The 19312-nt window shown below is 69.3% G+C and carries 21 protein-coding genes and 1 pseudogene; 14 read left to right on the plus strand and 8 right to left on the minus strand.

The window, feature by feature from the left end; translation table 11 throughout:
- Positions 1–3: 3 nt before the first annotated feature.
- Complete coding sequence (locus CQ042_RS13975; protein WP_105671055.1) at positions 4–453, minus strand: carboxymuconolactone decarboxylase family protein; 450 nt, start codon at positions 451–453, stop codon at positions 4–6.
- A 191-nt stretch (positions 454–644) separates the two neighbouring features.
- Here CQ042_RS13975 and CQ042_RS13980 point away from each other — a divergent pair, with 191 nt between their 5' ends.
- The 7 genes from CQ042_RS13980 to CQ042_RS14010 all read left to right on the plus strand — a co-directional run bounded on the left by CQ042_RS13980 (position 645) and on the right by CQ042_RS14010 (position 6586).
- Entirely contained in the window at positions 645–2042 is a 1398-nt protein-coding gene (locus CQ042_RS13980; protein WP_258132257.1) for a hypothetical protein, read from the plus strand.
- 127 nt (positions 2043–2169) lie between these two features.
- On the plus strand, positions 2170–2940 hold the full coding sequence (locus tag CQ042_RS13985; protein WP_105671056.1) for an SDR family NAD(P)-dependent oxidoreductase: 771 nt from the start codon (positions 2170–2172) through the stop codon (positions 2938–2940).
- Positions 2937–4013 carry an enolase C-terminal domain-like protein gene (locus tag CQ042_RS13990; RefSeq protein ID WP_105671057.1) on the plus strand — a complete coding sequence of 359 codons (1077 nt, stop codon included), beginning with the start codon at positions 2937–2939 and terminating at the stop codon, positions 4011–4013. Before CQ042_RS13985 ends, CQ042_RS13990 begins: the two co-directional genes overlap by 4 nt.
- Before the next feature lies 1 nt (position 4014).
- Positions 4015–4836 carry an SDR family NAD(P)-dependent oxidoreductase gene (locus CQ042_RS13995; protein ID WP_105671058.1) on the plus strand — a complete coding sequence of 274 codons (822 nt, stop codon included), beginning with the start codon at positions 4015–4017 and terminating at the stop codon, positions 4834–4836.
- A 184-nt stretch (positions 4837–5020) separates the two neighbouring features.
- Complete coding sequence (locus CQ042_RS14000) at positions 5021–5479, plus strand: DUF1440 domain-containing protein (protein WP_258132258.1); 459 nt, start codon at positions 5021–5023, stop codon at positions 5477–5479.
- A gap of 164 nt (positions 5480–5643) precedes the next feature.
- Positions 5644–6264, plus strand: coding sequence for a Crp/Fnr family transcriptional regulator (locus CQ042_RS14005; RefSeq protein ID WP_258132259.1), 621 nt, complete (start codon positions 5644–5646; stop codon positions 6262–6264).
- Between the two features lie 4 nt (positions 6265–6268).
- Positions 6269–6586, plus strand: coding sequence for a DUF427 domain-containing protein (locus tag CQ042_RS14010; RefSeq protein WP_105671060.1), 318 nt, complete (start codon positions 6269–6271; stop codon positions 6584–6586).
- A gap of 17 nt (positions 6587–6603) precedes the next feature.
- Here CQ042_RS14010 and CQ042_RS14015 read toward each other — a convergent pair.
- A pseudogene (locus tag CQ042_RS14015) lies at positions 6604–7418 on the minus strand (zinc-ribbon domain-containing protein).
- Positions 7419–7536: 118 nt separating this feature from the next.
- Between CQ042_RS14015 and dinB the strand changes: the two are divergent.
- The 3 genes from dinB (at position 7537) to CQ042_RS14030 (ending at position 10394) form a co-directional block, all read left to right on the plus strand.
- A complete protein-coding gene (dinB, locus tag CQ042_RS14020; protein ID WP_105671061.1) occupies positions 7537–8733 on the plus strand; it encodes a DNA polymerase IV in 1197 nt (398 codons plus the stop codon).
- Between the two features lie 81 nt (positions 8734–8814).
- The gene (locus tag CQ042_RS14025) at positions 8815–9123 is read left to right on the plus strand and encodes a hypothetical protein (RefSeq protein WP_105671062.1); all 309 of its coding nucleotides are present in this window, start codon (positions 8815–8817) and stop codon (positions 9121–9123) included.
- A gap of 89 nt (positions 9124–9212) precedes the next feature.
- Positions 9213–10394: an ATP-binding protein gene (locus tag CQ042_RS14030; RefSeq protein WP_105671063.1), complete on the plus strand. Its 1182-nt coding sequence runs from the start codon at positions 9213–9215 to the stop codon at positions 10392–10394.
- 22 nt (positions 10395–10416) lie between these two features.
- Here CQ042_RS14030 and CQ042_RS14035 read toward each other — a convergent pair whose 3' ends face one another.
- Together CQ042_RS14035 and CQ042_RS14040 are read right to left on the minus strand one after the other, a co-directional pair.
- Positions 10417–10767: a nuclear transport factor 2 family protein gene (locus CQ042_RS14035; RefSeq protein WP_105671064.1), complete on the minus strand. Its 351-nt coding sequence runs from the start codon at positions 10765–10767 to the stop codon at positions 10417–10419.
- On the minus strand, positions 10760–11509 hold the full coding sequence (locus CQ042_RS14040) for an SDR family NAD(P)-dependent oxidoreductase (protein ID WP_105671065.1): 750 nt from the start codon (positions 11507–11509) through the stop codon (positions 10760–10762). Before CQ042_RS14040 ends, CQ042_RS14035 begins: the two co-directional genes overlap by 8 nt.
- 77 nt (positions 11510–11586) lie before the next feature.
- Here CQ042_RS14040 and CQ042_RS14045 point away from each other — a divergent pair, with 77 nt between their 5' ends.
- Complete coding sequence (locus tag CQ042_RS14045; RefSeq protein ID WP_105671066.1) at positions 11587–12561, plus strand: C-terminal binding protein; 975 nt, start codon at positions 11587–11589, stop codon at positions 12559–12561.
- A 13-nt stretch (positions 12562–12574) separates the two neighbouring features.
- Positions 12575–13429 (plus strand): fumarylacetoacetate hydrolase family protein, encoded by an 855-nt coding sequence (locus CQ042_RS14050; RefSeq protein WP_105671067.1) that lies wholly within the window; start codon positions 12575–12577, stop codon positions 13427–13429.
- Between the two features lie 105 nt (positions 13430–13534).
- Here CQ042_RS14050 and CQ042_RS14055 read toward each other — a convergent pair whose 3' ends face one another.
- From CQ042_RS14055 to manD, 4 genes are all read right to left on the minus strand, one after another.
- Positions 13535–14383 carry an SMP-30/gluconolactonase/LRE family protein gene (locus CQ042_RS14055; protein WP_105671068.1) on the minus strand — a complete coding sequence of 283 codons (849 nt, stop codon included), beginning with the start codon at positions 14381–14383 and terminating at the stop codon, positions 13535–13537.
- Positions 14380–15138: a spermidine synthase gene (locus tag CQ042_RS14060; RefSeq protein WP_105671069.1), complete on the minus strand. Its 759-nt coding sequence runs from the start codon at positions 15136–15138 to the stop codon at positions 14380–14382. The genes CQ042_RS14055 and CQ042_RS14060 overlap by 4 nt, the downstream gene beginning before the upstream one ends.
- 71 nt (positions 15139–15209) lie before the next feature.
- A complete protein-coding gene (locus CQ042_RS14065; RefSeq protein ID WP_105671070.1) occupies positions 15210–16094 on the minus strand; it encodes a hypothetical protein in 885 nt (294 codons plus the stop codon).
- Positions 16095–16163: 69 nt separating this feature from the next.
- Entirely contained in the window at positions 16164–17402 is a 1239-nt protein-coding gene (gene manD, locus CQ042_RS14070; protein WP_105671071.1) for a D-mannonate dehydratase ManD, read from the minus strand.
- 97 nt (positions 17403–17499) lie between these two features.
- Between manD and CQ042_RS14075 the strand changes: the two genes are divergently transcribed.
- A complete protein-coding gene (locus CQ042_RS14075) occupies positions 17500–18204 on the plus strand; it encodes a GntR family transcriptional regulator (protein ID WP_105671072.1) in 705 nt (234 codons plus the stop codon).
- A gap of 89 nt (positions 18205–18293) precedes the next feature.
- Positions 18294–19238 (plus strand): phosphate/phosphite/phosphonate ABC transporter substrate-binding protein, encoded by a 945-nt coding sequence (gene phnD / locus CQ042_RS14080; RefSeq protein ID WP_258132260.1) that lies wholly within the window; start codon positions 18294–18296, stop codon positions 19236–19238.
- The last annotated feature ends 74 nt before the right edge of the window (positions 19239–19312 follow it).

A 19312-nucleotide genomic window follows, 5' to 3' on the forward strand; every position in this document is an offset into this window, starting at 1 on the left:
ACCTCAGGGAGCGACCGCGTAGTGGCTCGAGATCGCCACGCGGTTCCAGGCGTTGATCACAATGACCAGCCAGGAGATCGCGGAGATCTCCGGCGCGGTGAGGACGGCGTCGACATCCACTGCGCGGTGTGCGTCGGTCGCATCCTGCGAGATGCTCGTGAGTCGTTCGGCGAGGACGAGCGCGGCCTTCTCCTTCTCGGTGAAGTACTGCGACTCCCACCAGGCGGCGACGAGTGCGAGCCGGTCGGCGGACTCGCCGTGGGCGATCGCGTCGCGCGAATGCATGCGCAGGCAGAACGCGCACCCGTTGATCTGCGATGCCCTGATCTTGACGAGCTCGATGAGGAGCGGGTCCAACCCGGCCGCCGCGGCCTCGGCGTGGGCCGTCTCATCGAGCGCGGAGAGACTCTGGTAGGTGGCCGGATTGAGCTTGCCGAGGTTGACGTGTGTCATGGGTGTCGGCCTTCCTGGTCGAGTGTTCGCGCCTGGTGGGACGGGCGCGGCGCCCAGGAACCGACATCCCCGTCGGGTGGACGCTTGTCCGGGCGCAGTACGTCCGACCCTATCGGCGCACGTCGCTCGCGCGGCGGCGGCCACCCGACTACGCTTGCTATAGCAAATCTTCCGAACTTCGAGGAGCCGATGTGAGCAGTGGAGAACGGGTGTCGTCCACCATGGTCGGAGACCGCATCCGCATCCCCCGCACGAGGGCGCGCATCGGCGTCGCCCGGCGCGACATCACCCCGCCGATCGGCATCCGCGCCAAGAACTGGGGTCCCGCCGACTGGGAGCGCTCCGAAGGGGCGCACCGTCCGTTCGAGCTGACCGCGCTCGCCGTGATCGGCGGTGACGAGCGCCCACGCGTGCTGCTCGCGGTCGACGGCACGTGGTGGCGTCGCGTCGCCGATGAGCAGGGTGTGCGTGGGGCGATCCTCGACGGTCTCGGCCTCGATCCCGACCAGCTGATGCTCTCGCTCTCGCACACCCACGCGGGCGCCGTGCTGTGCGCCGCCGACGCGCACCTTCCGGGTGGCGAGCTGATCCCGGGGTACCTCGAGGCGCTCGCCGCGGCGGGTGTCGGGGCCGGACGCGAGGCGCTCGACGGGGCGGTCCCCGGACTCATCGAGTGGACCACCGGGAGCTGCGCCTTGGCCGCCGATCGCGAGCTCGACGTCGACGGGCGGGCGCTGGTGGGCTACAACCCCGCCGGCGAAGCCGACGACACGGTGACGATCGGGCGCCTCAGCGTCGATGGCGCGGTGCGCGGCACCCTCGTGAACTACGCGTGCCACCCGACGACGCTCGCCTGGCAGAGCAGGGAGGTCTCTCCGGACTACGTCGGCGCGATGCGCGAGATCGTCGAGTCCGCCACGGGCGCACCGTGTCTGTTCGTGCAGGGAGCATCGGGCGAGCTGGCTCCGCGCGAGCAGTACACCGGTGACGTCGCGATCGCCGACCGCCACGGACGCTCGCTCGGCCACGCGGTGCTCGCCGCCCTCGATGCCCTGCCCGCCCCGGGGGACGAGCTGGCGCTCGACGGTGTCGTGGAGTCCGGCGCCCCGCTCGCGATCTGGACCGGACGGGCAGCTCTCGGCGGAGACGGAGCGGCCGGGGCGGTGACGAGCGTCGAGCTGCCGCTGCGCGACCTGCCGACCCTCGACGAACTCGCCGAGGAGTGGAAGGACATCGACCCGCGCTCGCGCGAGGAGCGTCTCGGGCGCGCCCGGAACCTGCGTGACGGATACATCGACGGTCCGACCGTGCCGCATCCGGTCTGGGCCTGGTGTCTCGGGGATGCCGTGATCGTCGGGCATCCGGGTGAGGCGTACTCGCGATTGCAGACGACGCTGCGCGCGCGCTTCCCTGAGGTGCCGATCGTCGTGATGAACCTCACGAACGGCCCGGGCTTCGTGTATCTGCCCACGCGGGATGCCTACGACCGCGGGGCGTACCAGGCGTGGCAGACGCCCCTGGCACCGGGCGCGCTCGACCTGCTCGAAGAGCACGTGATCGCCGTCGTGGCCGATCTGCTCGACCGCTGAGCTCCCCTTCGAATCGCGTGAATGGTCTGATCTCGGTTCGGGATGCGCCCGTTCAGGCGATTCGAAACCTGAGACACCCCACACCCACCTAAGCTTGCTATAGCAAATCTCGAACCTGAGGAGAGCAATGACCGCCCCCACCCCTGTCGGCTCCGTCGCCGTCGTCACCGGAGGATCTGCCGGAATCGGCTGGGAGATCGGTCAGCGCCTCGCCGCCGACGGCTACGTCGTGGTCGCCGCCGACCGCGTGCCCGGTCTCACCGCGGGCGACAACCCCGCGGGCATCCTCTGGCGCGAGCTCGATGTGACCGACCACGACGGCGTCGACCGGGCCTTCGGCGAGATCGAGGCCGAGCTCGGACCGATCGAGGTGCTCGTGAACAACGCCGGCATCCAGCGCCATCGCGGCATCGAAGATCTCAGCTGGGACGAATGGTCGGCCGTGGTCGACGTCAACCTGCACGGCGTCTTCTCGGCCCTGCAGGCGGCAGGAAGACGGATGCTGGAGCGCGGCGAGGGTCGCATCGTGAACATCTCCTCGATCTCGTCACGCGGCTCGGCCGGTCGCGCGCCCTATGCCACGACCAAGGCTGCGGTGATCGGACTGACCTCGACCGCGGGTGCCGAATGGGCATCGCGAGGGGTGCGGGTCAACGCCGTGGCCCCCGGCTACGTCGACACCGGTGTCTTCCGCCAGGGGGTCGAGGCGGGCACGCTCAGCCTCGACACGATCCTGTCGCGCATCCCGGCGAAGCGCCTGGCCGAGGCGAGTGAGATCGCCGCCGCGGTCAGCTTCCTCGTCTCCGACCAGTCGCGCTACATGAACGGCCAGACGCTCTACGTCGACGGCGGCTTCATGGTCGACTACGGCGTGCCGCTGGCGAAGAAGCCCGAATGACGACGATCGCCCGCATCGACACGGCCACGGCCGTGCTGCCGCTCCCGGCGCCGCTGCACCTGGGCGCGATGACCGTGACCCGCCGTGAGTACAGCGCGGTACGGGCGACGGCTGACGACGGTGCGACCGGGGTGGCCTACTGCCTCTCGCGCGAGGCGCCGATGGCGGAGATCGTCGACCGCCTCGTCGCCGCGCACGCGGTGGGTGCGGATGCCGACGACCCCACCGCGACCTGGGAGCGGATGCTGCGCGGCAGTGCCATCGTCGGTCGAGTCGGGCTGGTGCGGCGTGCGATCGGCCTGGTCGACATCGCGCTGTGGGATATCGCGGCGCGGCGTGCGGGTGTGCCGTTGTGGTCCCTGCTCGGCACCGGCGACGCTCCGCGTACGTCGATGCTGGTCGCCGCGTATCCGTCCGCGGAGCGCGCTCCGCGTGAGGTCGCAGACGAGGTTCTGGTGCAGGCCGACGGCTGGTCGAACGTGAAGATCTCCCGCATTCCTGATCCGGCATATATGCGAGAGCTGCTCGCCCTGCTGAACGCCGAGCTCCCCGATGCGACCGGTCTGGTCGTGGATGTGGGCTTCGGCTGGCCGGACGCCGACACGGCTCTGCGGGAGATCGCGCAGTGGGGCGACCCGCAGCTGGCCTGGCTCGAAGACCCGCTGCTCCCCGAAGACGCCGAGGGTGTCGCGCGCATCCGTCGGGAATCGGGGCTCCCGGTCTCGGTCGGTGACGAGGTCACCGACCCTGCCGTGCTGAAGGCGCTGGTCGAGGTGGGCGGCGTCGATGTGCTGCGGCTCGATGTGGTCGCGATCGGCGGGATCACGCCCGCGCGCGAGATGATCGCCTGGGCGGCCGAGCGTGGTGTACCCGTCTCCGGGCACGTCTATCCTGAGGTCACCGCGCACCTGGGTATCGGCGTCGAGACCTTCGCGCGGGACGTCAACCCGTACGACCCCGCGCCTTCGTTCATCCTGGGCGGCCCGTCGTTCGAGGGCCGGGTGCGTCCGACGCATGCAGTGGGCCTCGGCTTCGCGCTCGATCCGACGGTCTTCCGATTCGAGAGGGACTGAGATGGCAGACTCCCCGCACAGTGTCGTTGCTCGCAGTGTCGCCGCCCGCAGTGCCGTCGTGACCGGCAGCGGCAAGGGCATCGGCCGCGCGATCGCGGAACGCCTCACCGCCGACGGCTGGATCGTGGTCGGGCTCGAGCGTTCGCCGGGATCCTGCACGGTCGAAGACGGCATCGTGGCCGAGGTGGTGCTGGGTGACGCGGCCGATCGCACGTCGCACGAGCATGCCGCCGCGGCCGCCCGCGATAGGGCGCCCCTCGCCGGCTGGGTGAACAACGCCGGCATCACCAAGCGCACCCCGCTGCACGACCTCGACGAGGCCACCGTGCGCGAGGTGCTCGACATCAACGGCTTCGGGTACATCTGGGGCTGCTCGACCGCGGTCTCGGCGTTCGTCGACCAGGGTGTCGCGGGCGCGATCGTGAACATCGGCTCGATCCACGGACGCTCCAGCTTCACCGACCACGCCGCATACGAGTTCACCAAGGGCGGCATCGACGCTCTCACCCGCAGCGTGGCCGTGACGTATGGCGGTCTCGGCATTCGTGCCAACACCGTCGCGCCGGGAGGGGTGCGCACCCCGCACCTCGAAGCGCAGATCGCGACGTCGGCCGATCCTGCCGCTGAGGAGCGTGCGCTCGCGGAGGGGCCGCCCATGGGCCGCATCGCCCGCGCCGAAGAGGTGGCCGCGGTGGTGGCGTTCCTCCTCTCGGACGAGGCCCCGTACCTGTCGGGGCAGTCGATCGCGGTCGACGGGGCGTGGACGGCATCCTTCGGGGATATCGCCATCGACCCGGCCCTGCGGGAGCGCTTCGGGGGCTGAGAGGCGCGTCGGCTCGGAGGAGAACCCCGCGATGGGTGAAACCTCGCCGCAGGATTCTCCGCTAGACGCCGAGTCCTCCGCACTTCGCGGTGCACCCGATTCGGCGCCGTGTGCGGTCGATCACAGACCGCGCGCGGTACGTCTCCTACCGTCGGATCATCCGTTCGATGACAGGAGAGCCACCATGACCGCTCACGCTTCCACCTCCACCTCAAGCCCCGGCTCCCAAGCCGTCGGCCTCGGACGGCGAATCCTTGCCGGTGCCCTCGGCGGCATCGCCGGCGGGCTCGTCTTCGGGGCGATGATGGCGACCATGGGGATGCTGCCCATGCTCGCCGGGATGGTCGGCTCGACCTCGCCGTGGGTGGGCTTCGGGATCCACATGATGATTTCCGTGTTCTTCGGGGTCGTCTTCACCGCGGTCGCTTCTCGCTGGCTGCGCACCTGGGGTACGGGTCTGCTCGTCTCGATGCTCTACGGAATCGTGCTGTGGGTCGTCGGCCCTCTCGTCGTGATGCCGATGATGATGGGCGGGCCGTTGTTCGCCTTCACCGCAGGGAGCATGATGTCTCTCATGGGACACGTGATCTACGCTCTGGTGCTCAGTGCGGTCGCCGTACCGATGCTGCGACGACGTTCATGAGTGGCGAGGTTCCGGCGGTGAGCGGCCTTGGGGGTCCGGCGTCGTGGTCCCCGATCAGTGGAGGTGCCGAGGGGGTAGGCCCCTCGGAGGTGCCACCTGACCCCTTCTCCTGCCTGCGTGAGGTCGACCTATTCGCCGATCTGTCGCCGGCGGAGATGGACCGTATGGATCAGATGGCGCCGGCCACCCTGGTGCGCCGTGGGCAGCTACTCTACAGCCAGACGGATCCGGTCCGGTCCCTGTTCATCCTGAAGAGCGGAAGAGTGCGCATCTTCCGTCTGGGAGAGGACGGCAAGGCGCTCACGCTCGCGATCCTCGAGCCGGGCGCGGTGTTCGGTGAGATGGTCCTCGTCGGTCAACGCATGTACGACAGCTACGCCGAGGCGATCGATGACGCGCTGGTCTGCCGGCTCGGCACCGTCGACGTCGAACGGCTGCTGCTGGCCGATGTGCGGGTCGCCGTGCGTGTGGCGCGGATCCTCGGCGAACGCGTCGGGGAACTCGAAGACCGCCTCACGGATCTCGCGCTGCGACCGCTCGCTTCTCGGGTCGCGGTGACGCTGCTGAACCTGGCGCGGCTGCCGCGGGGCTCCGGCCCGTTCGCCAGGGCTCCCGAGGTGCGGCTCACCCACGAGCAGATCGCGGGGGTGATCGGCGCGACGCGCGAGGCGACCAGCCGTGTGCTCAGCGACTTCGCCGAGCGTGGCCTCGTGCGTCAGACCCGGGGGCGCATCCTCATCGCTAACCCGAGCGGGCTGCGCCGCCTCGGTCGTGAGACGGTCTGACGGCATGCGTCGTCACTCCGTCATAGCCAGCCTGGACGGCATCGTCCTCGCCCGCACCGAACGCGCATTGCGCATCGAGGGGAACTACTACATCCCCGAAGGAGACGTGAGGGTGACGCTGCGATCCAGCGTCCTCACCACCCTCTGCGTCTGGAAGGGGGTCGCGCGATATCGCCACCTCGAGCTGGACGACCGGACTCTTCCCGATGCCGCATGGACTTATCCGCTCCCGTCCCCGCTCGCCTGGCCGATCCGGCGGATGATCGCCTTCGCACCAGGCAGCGGTGTCGTCGTCCACAGAGCGAAGGAGTACAGGCCCTGAGCATCGACGCATTGGAGTCACCGCAGATAGGCGTCCACGAGCAACGCCCCGCGGATCACCCGCAGTTCGTCGATGATGCGGGCGCTGCTCTTCGCGCCCACCGAAGACAGGGCGAGGTCGTGCGGACCGAGGGGTTCGAGCTTCCCGGTGCGGATCCGGATCACCTCCCAGCCCGCGGCACGCAAGGCGCGGTCCTTGCGCAGATCCGCGTCCTGTCGCTTGCCGACATGCTCCAGGCCGTGACGGCCGACGGTGTCGTACTCGAGCGCGACCCTCAGTTCCGGGAACACGATGTCGGGCCAGACCTCGGTGTGGCGGAAGAACGGGCGCGAGACCTTCACGGCGTTCATGGCCGTGTCGAACTCGATCACGGTCCCGAGCTCCGCGCGTAGACGGCGCTCTGCCGCGGATGCCGGGCGAGGTGCACACTCGCTCACGAACGCGGTCCCGGCAGGCAGGTCAGGCGTCTTCGTGCAGAGCGCAGGCGCGGGGCGACGGGGCTTTCGGGGAAGCGCGCGAGCTTCGCCGAGCACGACCGGCTGCGGACGGGCGAGCGCAGAGCACTCCGGGCACCACGCCGAGCGACGCCGCACCGATCCCGACGCTCGCGCTGCTCAGTCGGGGTGGCGGCGAACCGATGCCCGACCGCGCATTCCCAGCAGAGGAGCACGTCGGCGGCGAGCGGGATCTGCGACAGGGCGATGCCGTGGTTCAGCTCCGGGTGGTACTGCCGGATCAGTTCCGGATACGCCGCCCACCCGGCGCGGTAGGTGCCGCGGTCATACGGAACCGCGCGACCGCGGGAGAACTGCCGTCGCGCCCACCACTTCATCACCGGTTCCGGCACGCGCCGACGATATCCCCGAGCACGGACACCGCGCAGCCGCCTCCGGCTGCCCCTGCCGGTGTCCCCGGTTCGTGCGACGATCCGCGTATCGACGGGAGAGCGGATGCGTGGGGAAGCGACGGTGCTGCACGCCGATCTCGACGCGTTCTACGCGTCGGTCGAGCAGCGCGATGCACCGGAACTGCGTGGTCGACCCGTCATCGTGGGCGGTGGTGTCGTGTTGGCGGCGAGCTACGAGGCGAAGGCGCGGGGCGTGCGCACCGCCATGGGCGGCCGACAGGCGCGGGAGCTCTGCCCGGATGCCGTCGTCGTCCCGCCGCGCATGGAGGCGTACTCCGCCGCGAGCAAAGATGTGTTCGCGATCTTCCGTGACACCACCCCACTCGTGGAGGGCCTCTCCATCGACGAGGCGTTCCTCGAGGTCGGGGGTCTGCGACGGATCGCCGGAACCCCTGAGCAGATCGCGGCACGACTGCGCGAACGCGTGCGTGCGGAGGCAGGACTCGCCATCTCGGTCGGCGTCGCCCGCACGAAGTTCCTCGCGAAGGTCGCCAGTGCCGTGAGCAAACCCGACGGCCTGCTGGTCGTGGAGCCCGAGCGCGAGGAGGAGTTCCTGCTTCCCCTTCCGGTCGAGCGGCTATGGGGCGTGGGGGCGGTGACGGCCGAGAAGCTGCACCGCTACGGCATCCGCACTGTCGGCGAACTCGCTGAGCTGGAGGCCGCCACCGCCGAGCGGATGCTGGGCAAGGCCGCGGGCGCCCACGTGCACGCGCTCGCTCGCCTGCGGGATCCGCGTCCGGTCGACACCACTCGTCGCCGCGGATCCATCGGCTCGCAGCGCGCTCTCGGCACCCGCCCTCGCTCGCCCGAGGAACTCGACCTCATCCTCACCCAGATCGTCGACCGGCTCGGTCGCCGCCTCCGCGACGGCGATCGTGTGTGTCGCACCGTCGTGCTGCGTCTGCGCTTCGGCGACTTCTCGAAGGCCACCCGCTCCCGCTCGCTCCGCGCGCCGACTGACCGCACCGCCGTGCTGCTCACCCTCGCACGCACGCTGCTCGCCGGGGCGCAGACCGAGATCACCGACCGCGGCATCACCCTGATCGGCATCTCGCTGTCGCAGCTCGACCACGCCGACCGCGTGCAGCCCGAGCTGCCGATCGACTGGGGCGATGAGGCACGCCTCGACACGGTGCTCGACACCCTGCGCGACCGGTACGGTGCGAGCTCCGTCTCGCGGGCGGCCCAGCTCGGCCGCGACCCGGGGTGGTCTTCGCCGATCCTGCCTGAGCACGAGTGAACCGCACGACGCTCAGGCTTCTCGCGCCGGTCCGGTATCTTGAGCTCGACGGCGCCGAGCCGAAGAAGGGCGCAGCCGCAGATGAACGCACTCAGCCGGACGGGATGGGTCCTGGTGGTGCTGGTGCGTGGGCTCCTGCTCTGGGTCCTGATCCCCTTCGCCTTCCTCTCCTGGCTCCTCGTCCATTCGTGGGCGCAGAAGGCTTTGCGTCGGCAGGTTCTCTGCTGGTACGACGCGCATCTGACCCTGGGGCTCGCGAGAGGGCCGTTCCGCCTGATGATCGCTCCCGAGCATCGGCGCTTCGAACGGATTCCGAGGATGGTCACGGTGGAGCCTCGAAAGGCCAGTCTCTTCGGCGCGGACGCCATCGAGGTTTTCGAGTTGGTGTGACGGGGTGAGTCGAATCACCGCGAGCTTTGACAGCCTTTACAGGTTTATCCATCATTGATAAACCTCGCTAATGATGTCAAGATCTCTGAATGGATCGTGCGCGGAACCCCTACACGCCCAACGCCGGTGCGCAGCCCTCTTATCTGGCGGGACGACGCGTAGAGCTCGAGGACTTCGATGTCATGCTCAAGCGACTCGCCGCCGGCCGCCCCGAGAAGGCGATGGTCGTTACCGGCCTGCGCGGTGTGGGGAAGACGGTGCTCCTGCGTTCCTATGAAGACCAGGCCGATGCGCTCGGTTGGCGGGCGGTTTCCGCCGAGGTGTCGAAGAACACTGCATTTGGACCGCAACTCGCGGCGTTGGTGCGGAAGGCGCTCTTTCAAGTTTCCCCTCGAGCCCGCTGGGATGCGCGCGCCAAGCACGCCGCCGGGATCGTGAAGTCGTTCTCTCTGACGGTCCAGCCTGATGGCTCACTCACGGGAGGTCTCGACGTCGACCCTGAGTACGGATTCGCCGATACGGGAGTCCTGATCGATGACCTGCCCGACGTCTTCGAGGCGATCGGTGAGGCTGCGCGTGACCGCGGCACCGGGGTCGTCTTCCTCCTAGACGAGATTCAATTCCTTTCTGCTCAGGAACTTGAAGCGCTGCTGGCTTCGGTGCATCGCGCTACTCAGCGAAAGCTGCCGGTCACCTTCTCCGGGGCTGGACTCCCTCAACTACCTGGACTCGCGGGCGACGCCAAGTCGTATGCAGAACGACTTCTTCGATACGTCGCGATCGAAGAGCTACGCGAGGGCGATGCACTCGATGCGATCGTTACGCCAGCGGCGCAGGAGGGGGTGGTCTTCGAGGCCGCTGCGGCGCAGGCCGTCTTTCGCTACACCGAAGGGTATCCGTACTTCATCCAAGAGTTCGGGCGCGCGGCGTGGAACGTCGCGGAGGGACCGACCGTCACTCTGGCTGATGTTGAGGCGGCCTTGATCGAGGTCGAGACCGAACTCGATGAGAGCTTCTTCAAGACCAGGGTCCAGAGGTCCACGAAGGAAGAGCTGCGCTACATGCGCGCGATGGCAGAACTCGGACCTGAAGCACAGAAGGCGGGCGCTGTGGCAGAGGTGTTGGGCAAGACTTCCGAACAAGTGGCGCCCCTTCGCTCAAGGTTGATCAACAAGGGCCTCTTGTACACACCGGACTTCGGTTACGCGAAGTTCACCGTTCCGCAGTTTGACCGGTTCATGAAGCGCTACATGCCGCTCAATAGCGCCTGACCCGCCAGGAGGTCCGTGCGTCTCAGGCCTTGAGCATCGACGCCCGGGCGATCAGCCCGTCGACCACGTCGAATGTCGCGATGGTCTCGGTGGCGACGCCCGCGTTGATGACCTGCTCCTGCGCAACGACCCACCGTGAGCCGAACAGCACGCTCGTCTCGATCACGCATGACAGCTCGGGGTTCTGCAGTCGCGGCTCGTAGAACGCGCGGATCGCGGCGGTGCCGACCACGGGTTCGGGCGCGACGCCGGTGATCACGGCATCCGAGGCGTAGGTTGCGACGAACGCATCCAGGTCGTGCGCGTTGAAGGCGTCGAGTTGAGCCTGCACGGTATCCAGGGCAGAGCGATCCAGGGCGGTGTGGTCAGTCAATGCGAACTCCTCCGTTGACGTCGTAGGTGGCGCCGGTGATGAAGCGGGCACGCTCCGATGCGAGCGATGCGATGATCCAGGCGACGTCTTCCGGCTGCCCGAATGCGCCGAGCGGGATTCCGGCTTCGAGCTTCTCGCGTCCCGCGCCCTGCAGCTGGTCGGTGATCGCGCTCGCGACCGGACCGGGGGTGACGGCGTTCACGCGGATGCCCTCTGCGGCCAGGTGCCGGGCGAAGCTGCGGGTGATCGCGAGGATCGCTCCCTTGCTGGCGGCGTAGTGGATGCCGGTCTGCAGCGCGCCGACCTGGCCGGCGATCGAGGCGATGTTGATCACCGAGCGGTCGCCCTCCGCTGCCCGGAGCAGCGGGAGGGCGCCGCGGGTCAGGAAGAAGGCGCCGCGGGCGTTGGTCTCCAGGACCATGTCCCACTCGTCGAACTCGATGTCGTCGTAGGGCGTGTACGGGCAGACGCCGCCGTTGTTCACGAGCACGTGCAGAGAGCCCCACGCGGCCGTGATCTCGTCGACCAGCGCGTCGATCGATTCGCGCTCACGCAGGTCGAGGCGCGAGACGTGCGCCTCGGGCGCCCCGGCCGCGCGGCACTCCTCGGCGATGCGGAGGGCTTCGGCTTCCCGTCCGGCGTAGGTGATCCAGAGGGCGGCGCCCTCGCGGGCGAGTTCGAGGGCGGCGGCGGTTCCGATACCGGAACTGGCCCCCGTGATCAGTGCGCGGCGAGCAGTCATGAATTCGATGCTATAGCAAACCATGAAACAAAAGCAGTGTCGTACATTGGCTTGCTAGATGCTATAGCATCGCTCTCATGACCGAGCCATTCATCCTCGTCAGCGACTGCGACCTGCCAGGGACCGTCATCGAAGACACCCTCCGACAGGCGGGGCTGCGTGCCGAGCGCGCCGCTTCCGGCAGCCTCGACGCCATCGCCGCCCGCGGAGCTGAGGCCGAGGGCCTCGTCGTGCAGTGGGCGCAGATCACCGGCGAGGTGATGGACCGGATGCCGAACCTCCGCATCATCAGCCGCGTCGGCATCGGGTACGACATGGTCGATGTCGAGGCGGCGACCGCCCGCGGCATCGCCGTCGCGAACACCCCGAGCTACTGCATCGAAGAGGTCGCCGCGCACACGATCGCCATGATCATGACGCAGGCCCGCGGTCTCTCCGCCTACGACCGCGCCGTGCGGGCCGGCACCTGGAAGGCCGTCGACGCCCGTCCGCTCGCCGTGCGGCCCTCGGCCACGACCGTCTCGGTGCTCGGATTCGGGCGCATCGGCTCGATGGTGGCCCGCGGCTGCCGCGCCCTCGGCTTCCGCGTGCTCGTCGCCGACCCCTACGCCTCCGTCGATGCCGTGCGCGAGGCCGGATGCGAGCTCGTCGCGATTCCGGATGCCGTGGCGCACGCCGACATCCTGACGCTGCACGTGCCGCTGACCGAGGCGACCAGGCATCTGATCGATGCCGCAGCCCTCGCGACCATGAAGAAGGGCGCCGTCGTCGTGAACACCTGCCGTGGGCCGCTCATCGACGAGGACGCCCTCGCGGCCTCGCTCCGTGCCGGGCACCTGGGCGCTGCCGCGCTCGACGTATTCGCGGGCGAGCCGCTCGCCGCCGACTCCCCACTGCGTGATCTCGAACAGGTGCTGCTCACCCCGCACGCCGCCTGGTACTCACCCGAGGCACTTGCTGATCTCCCTGTGCACGCGGCCGAGAACATCATCCGGTACCTCGTCGGCGAGCAGGTGCCGATCGTCAATCCCGACTTCGTCGCCGCGCGCTGACCGGAGGCCACTCATGGAACTTCTGCGACTCGGCCCCATCGGCCACGAACGTCCGTACGTCCGGGAAGCCGGCACCGCGTACGATCTCTCCTCCGTCACCCCGGACATCGACGGCGCCTTCCTCGCCTCCGACGGCATCGCCCGGGTTCGCGCGGCTCTGCGCCGCGGCGAGCTTCCCGCGGCCGACGTCGAAGGACTGCGCATCGGCGCCCCGATCGCCCGTCCGACCGCTGTGGTCTGCATCGGCCAGAACTATGCGGCCCACGCGGTCGAGTCCGGATCCGAGCCACCAGAGCATCCGGTGATCTTCTTCAAGCATCCGAACACCGTGGTCGGCCCGAACGACGTCGTGCTGCTGCCGCCCGGGGCGGAGAAGGTCGACTGGGAGGTGGAGCTGGCGATCGTGATCGGCAAGACCGCCCGCTACCTGTCGTCTCCAGATGCCGCGCGCGAGGTCATCGCCGGATACACGATCTCGAACGATGTCTCGGAGCGGGCGTACCAGCTCGACGTGTCGGGCGGACAGTGGTCGAAGGGTAAGTGCTCCGAGACGTTCAACCCGCTCGGGCCCGCGCTCGTCCCCGCCGACGAGGTCGACCCGCAGGCGCTGCGGCTGCGGTCATTCGTGAACGGCGAGCCGCGGCAGGACTCCTCCACCGCCGACATGATCTTCCCGGTGCTGCAGATCGTGCACGAGCTGAGCCAGTACCTGGTGCTCGAGCCCGGCGACGTGATCAACACCGGCACCCCACAGGGCGTCGCGTTGTCGGGCCGTTTCCCGTATCTGCAGGACGGCGACGAGATGACGATCGAGATCGAGGGGCTGGGACGCCAGCATCAGCGCACCGAGCGGATGCACCTGGGCTGAGTCCGACTCCCACCCGGCGGCCTGTATCCGGGGCACGGTTCCTTTTGCTGAGTGCACCGTGCCCCGGGTAGAGGCCGCCGGGTGCTCCCCGGCCGAGACGCCGTCTCAGCCGGCGAAGGGGGTGACAGGGATGCCGCGCACACCCGGTCGCACGGAGAACACCGATCCCGCGGGGGTGCCGTGGTCGGCGGGCAGTCCCTGCGCCGAGGTGGTGATGTAGAGCGTTCCGAGGTCGTCGTCGCCGAACGTGCACGCGCTCACCTGCGGCACGGGCAGCTCGATCGTCGCGACCTGCGCTCCGCCCGCGTCATAGCCGCGCACCGCAGCGCCGCCCCACAGCGCGACCCAGACGCTGCCGTCGGCGGCGACCGTCAGACCGTCGGGTAGTCCGTCGTCTTCGGGGATCAGGGCGAATGCGCGGCGGCCGCGAAGCTCGCCGTCGGTCACGTCGAACACATCGATCCGGTGCGTCGCGGTGTCGACGTAGTACGCGCGACGGCCGTCCGGGGCGAACCCGATGCCGTTCGAGACCGTCGCCCGGGGCAGCACTGTCTCGATGTCGAGGTCGGCATCGAGGCGCAGCACACGTCCGGCGTCGGGTGCCGCGTCGTAGGCCATCGAGCCCGCGAGCAGTCGGCCGCGGGGGTCGCAGCATCCGTCGTTCATGCGCACGCGCGGGTCGTCGAGCAGCGTCGTGACGGGACGGGCCTCGCCGTCGACGTCATCGGCCAGATACACGGTGCGGGCGCCGACGGCGATGAGGCCGCCGCCGGCGCGGGGGCGCGCGAATGCCAGGTACTCGTCGTCGATGTGGTGGCGGGTCACGCCGTCGGCGCGGAGGGTGAGCAGGTCGCCTGCGTCGCCGTCGACCCAGCGCAGTCCGCCCCCGCCCGGCCACCAGACGGGACCTTCGGCATGATGGGCGATCGGACCGGTGACGTTCTCCGGGATCATGCGTCTTCTTCCGTGCGCGGTGGGGCGGCATCGATCGAACCCGCACCCGTTCCGCGACTGCGCGCCACATACACCGTGTTCGACGAGGTCCCGCCCGTCACGGCGTTCTCGAAGTCGACGATGTGAGCGACGGCGTCATCGAACACGGCGTTCAGCTCGACCATGAATTCCTCGTCGGGCGGATCGTCCGACCACAGGGCGAAGACGCCGTCGGTGGCGAGATGACGGTCGAGCGCGCGCAGGCCGGCGGCGTCGTACAGGTCGGCATGTGTGGGATCGAGCTGGTGGCGCGGAGAGTGGTCGACATCGAGGAGGATCGCCGCGTACCCGCCCTGCCCCTCGGCGGGTGCCGACCGCATGACCGCGAAGAAGTCGTCTTCGACCAGACGCGTGCGCGCGTCGTCGACGAGCTCCGCCGATGCGGGGAGGAGCTTGCGCTCGTGCCACCCGATCACGGCGCCCAGCCGGTCGATCACCGTGAGCGACGTCACGCGTGTGTCGTGCAGCGCCGCGACCGCGGTGTAGCCGAGCCCGAGACCGCCGACCAGGACAGAGAGGCCGTCGCCGGCGACCGCAGCCAGGCCGAGGTTCGCGAGCTCCTCCTCCGCCACGGTGAACAGGCTCGACATCAGGTACTCGTCGCCGAGCTTGACCTCGTAGATCTCCTGTCCCACCGCCGGCTCCGTGCGGCGTCGAAGTGTGAGGTCCCCGATCGGGGTGGCCTGCCAGTCGAGCTCTTCGAAACGAGTGATCACTGCGGCATGCCTCCGTCGTCGTCCGTCCGGGTGGACGGGGTGCGGGCAGAACCCGCGGGTGTGGTCGCGCGTCAGGCCTGTTCGTCGCGACGGGGGAGTCTGATCCGCTCGGGCTCAGGTGTGGAGGGTGGGGGAGTGGTGGATCCAGAGGCAGCGGGTCCGGGCGCCGGCGCGGGCGCGGCTTCGGTGGCGGGCTCCGGTGCCGGCGGTGCGGTGGCGTGCGCCGGGAGCTCCTTCGCGACCTGCTTCTCGAGCACCGTGACGGCGTCGTCGGAGAGCAGGATGAGGCCGTCGAGCTCCTCGCGCACGCGCTTGTAGGCCACGTTGCGCTCGGCCTGCGTGGCCGACTCGTCGACGGCGACCTTGAGCAGCTGCTGCGCGCGGTCGAGGCGCTTGCGCTCCGGCTCGGTGAAGGTCGAGTCACGCAGGCGCCGCGCGTCCTTCTCGGCGATCTCGAACGCGACTGCGTAGTCGCCCACCGCCTGCAGGTACTCGGTGACCTGCTGCTCGGTGACCTTCGCGTCGGCGGAGGCCGGGCGCAGGGCGTCCGCGGTCTTCTTGGCGCGCAGGAAGGCGGCGGTCAACGGCTGGCGTCCGTCGCTCATGGCGGGGAAGGCGATGAGTTTCGCGACATCCAACTCGTAGTCGAGCCAGCGCGCGGTGATCTCGTCGTGCTCGGCGAAAAGTCGCGCGACCAGGTCGCTCGGGGCGACGGACGCCGTGGTGTCGACGACCGAGGGGCCGCGGCGCTTGGCCTGCTGGGTGAGCGCGCGCGCCTCGATCTCGGCGGTCTTCAGCTGCGCCTTCATGCGAAGGGTCTCCAGGCGACGCTCGTGTCGGCGCTTGGAGCTGCGCTCCCACGCCTTCGCTGCACCGCCGGCCATTCCCATGAGGGGGAAGATGAGCCACCAGTAGTTCTGCGCGAAGTTCCAGAAGCCCTGGATGAACTCTTCCATGATGGGTTCAGCCTACTGCGCGGGGCCGTCGCTCCCGAGGGCTGTTCCCGCCGCGAGGGCGCGGGGAGCTCACCAGTCGTGCACGGTGCCGTCGAGGAGGCGGTTGTACGGCAGGTACGCCTGTTCGTACGGGTACTTCCCCGCCTCGTCGAGGTCGAGCTCGACGCCGAGCCCCGGCTCGTCTCCGGGGTGCAGGTATCCGTCGGTCCAGGTGAACGACTGCTGGAACACCTGATCCGTGCGGGACCCGTGTCGCATGTACTCCTGGATCCCGAAGTTGTGGATCGCGAGTCCGAGGTGCATCGCGGCGGCCATGCCGACGGGCGAGATGTCGGTCGGCCCGTGCATGCCCGACTTGATCTGGTACATGGCCGCGTAGTCGAGCGTCTTCTTCAGCGCCGTGATGCCGCCCATGTGGGTGACGGCGCCGCGGACGTAGTCGATGAGCTGGTCGCGGATGATGTCCTTGAAGTCCCACACCGTGTTGAAGATCTCACCGATCGCGAGCGGGGTCGTGGTGTGCTGGCGCACGAGGCGCAGCGCCTCCTGGTTCTCGGCAGGGGTGCAGTCCTCCAGCCAGAACAGGTCGTAGGGCTCGAGGTCCTTCCCGAGCCGCGCGGCCTGGATGGGCGTCATCCGGTGGTGTCCGTCGTGCAGGAGCGGGATGTCGGGGCCGAACTCGTTGCGCACGGCCTCGAACACCCCGGGCAGGTGGTTGAGGTAGGCCCGGGTGTCCCAGTCCTCCTCGACGGGTTTCGCACCACGGCGGGCGGGTTCGTGGTCGTACCGTACGCTCGCGTCACCGACATCCGCCCCCTGCGCGGCGATGCCGTAGATCGCCTTGAGTGTCGGCACGCCCGTCTGCACGCGGATGGCGCGGTAGCCCTGCGCCTGGTGGGCGCGGATCGAGTCGAACAGCTCGGGCAGCTCCTTGCCGGAGGCGTGCCCGTAGGCCATCAGCCCGTTCCGGCTCGCCCCGCCGAGCAACTGGTAGACCGGCAGGCCGGCGACCTTGCCCTTGATGTCCCACAGCGCCATGTCGACCGCCGCGATCGCGGCCATCGTCACCGGCCCGCGCCGCCAGTATGCGCTGCGGTACAGGAACTGCCAGGTGTCCTCGATGCGCGATTCGTCGGCGCCGAGCAGCAGCGGCACGACGTGCTCGGTCAGATACGCGACCACCGCCAGCTCCCGCCCGTTGAGCGTCGCGTCGCCGAGGCCGGTCACCCCGTCTGCGGTCGTGATCTTCAGCGTGACGAAGTTGCGGTCGGGGCTGGTGACGATCACCTCTGCCCTGTCGATGGCCATCGTGGACTCCTCGGTCGGGGGTGCGTGCCGGTCGGCTGCAGTGGAACCCCTGTATCCCATCACTGCCATACCAGTTGTGTCAAGCTATCGTGACCGTATGCCCGACTCCGCGCCCGCTGCGCGCCCCTCCGCGCGAGCGGTTGCCTACGCGCGGATCCGAGACGGCATCGTCAGCGGGCACTTCGCGCCCGGCGCACTCCTCTCCGAGAACGAGCTCGCCGGCGCTCTCGGGATCAGCAGGCAGCCGGTGCGCGAGGCGCTCCTCCTCATCGCGCAGGAAGGGCTCGTCGACGTACGCCCGCAGAGCGGCACGTACGTCGCCCCGATCGACCCCGATCGCGTCCATGAGGCTCAGTTCATCCGGGAGGCCATCGAGCTCGCCTCCCTCGCCGCGTGCGCGCGGCCCACGGCGGAAGAGGAGCGGATGCTGCGTGAGCTGCTCGTGCACCAGCGCGCCGCATCCGATCGGGAGACGTTCTATCCGCTCGACGAGCAGTTCCACCGCGCTCTGCTGGGGCTCGCGGGGCATGCCAACGCGTGGGCTGCGGTGAGCGCCGCGAAGGGCCACCTCGATCGAGCCCGGTATGTGGGCATGAGTGCCACGCGCGGCGTGCAGGACTATGTCGACGACCACGAGCGCGTCGTCGACGCCCTGGCCGCGGGGGATGCCGAGGCCGCCGCCGCCGCGCTGCGCGAGCACCTGCGATTCGTGTTCGACGATCTCGATGCCGTGCGGGCGCGGCATCCGGAGTTCTTCGACGCCGCCGCCCCCTCGCGCACCGGCCGTCCCGTCCGGCGCTGACGCGCGCCGACACCACTCGTTCACGAAGCGTTCCCTTCGGAGTACGGCGGTCTCGTAATTGCCCGTCACCTTCGGGAGTTGGAATACCGATGTTCTCGGAATACCGAGGCATCACCTCCCGAAAGGTCATCATGCGCCGCTTCACCCTGCCCGTCGTCGGCCTCCTGGGCGTCGCCGCCCTCGCTCTCACCGCCTGCCAGAGCCCGAGCGCCGAGGCGGCTCCGGCCGACTCCGACGCCCCCCTCACGATCGCCACCATTCCTGTCGGCGACGACCCCACCGCCGAGAACCCGATCGAGGTGTTCGCCGAGCTGCTGGAAGCGGCGACCGGCCGCGACGTCGAGATCACCGACGTGCCCGACTACCTCAGTGTCGTCGAAGCCATTCGCGCCGACCACGTCGACATCGGCATCATGAGCGGGTTCCCCTCGGCACTCGCCGTCAACACCGGCGAAGTGGATGCGCTGGTCGCGTTCCAGGGTGACGGCAAGCCCGTGTCGACCTGCGTGGTGCTCGACGACTCGCCCGTCCAGAGCGTCGAAGACCTCGCGGGCAAGACCGTCGCGTTCGCCGACCAGGCCTCCAGCTCGGGATACTTCATGCCGGTCTACATGCTGCACGAGGCCGGTCTCGAGCAGGGCACCGACTACGAGGCCATCTTCGCCGGCGGTCATGAGGGCAGCTTCGCCGCGCTCGAGCAGGGACAGGTGGATGCCGCGTGCACGGCCGTCATGCTGACACGGCTCGGCGCCCCGATGTTCCCCTTCGCGGACGGCGAGTGGCGTGCCGTCGGGGAGAGCCCGGCGATGGACATCCAGGGTTCCGTCCTCGGTCGCCAGTCGCTGGACGCCGAGACCCGCAAGCTGATCCAGGACGGCATCGCCGAGGTGTTCTCGCCGGAGAACGCCGAGCGCCTCGGCGCCTACGGTGCCTTCGCGGCCGCCCCGCAGACGGTCGACCCGAAGAGCGCGGACTTCCAGTCCTTCGCCGAGATCGCGGCCGTCGCGGGTGTCGAACTCAAGGACCTCAAGTGACGAGCGTGGCGGCGGAGCGCCCTTCGTCTCGTCGCTCCGCTCCTCGCTCAGGGACCGGGGAGGCCTCCGCCCCC

Origin of the sequence: Microbacterium sp. MYb62 (assembly GCF_002979475.1) — a bacterium.
Taxonomy (GTDB): domain Bacteria; phylum Actinomycetota; class Actinomycetes; order Actinomycetales; family Microbacteriaceae; genus Microbacterium.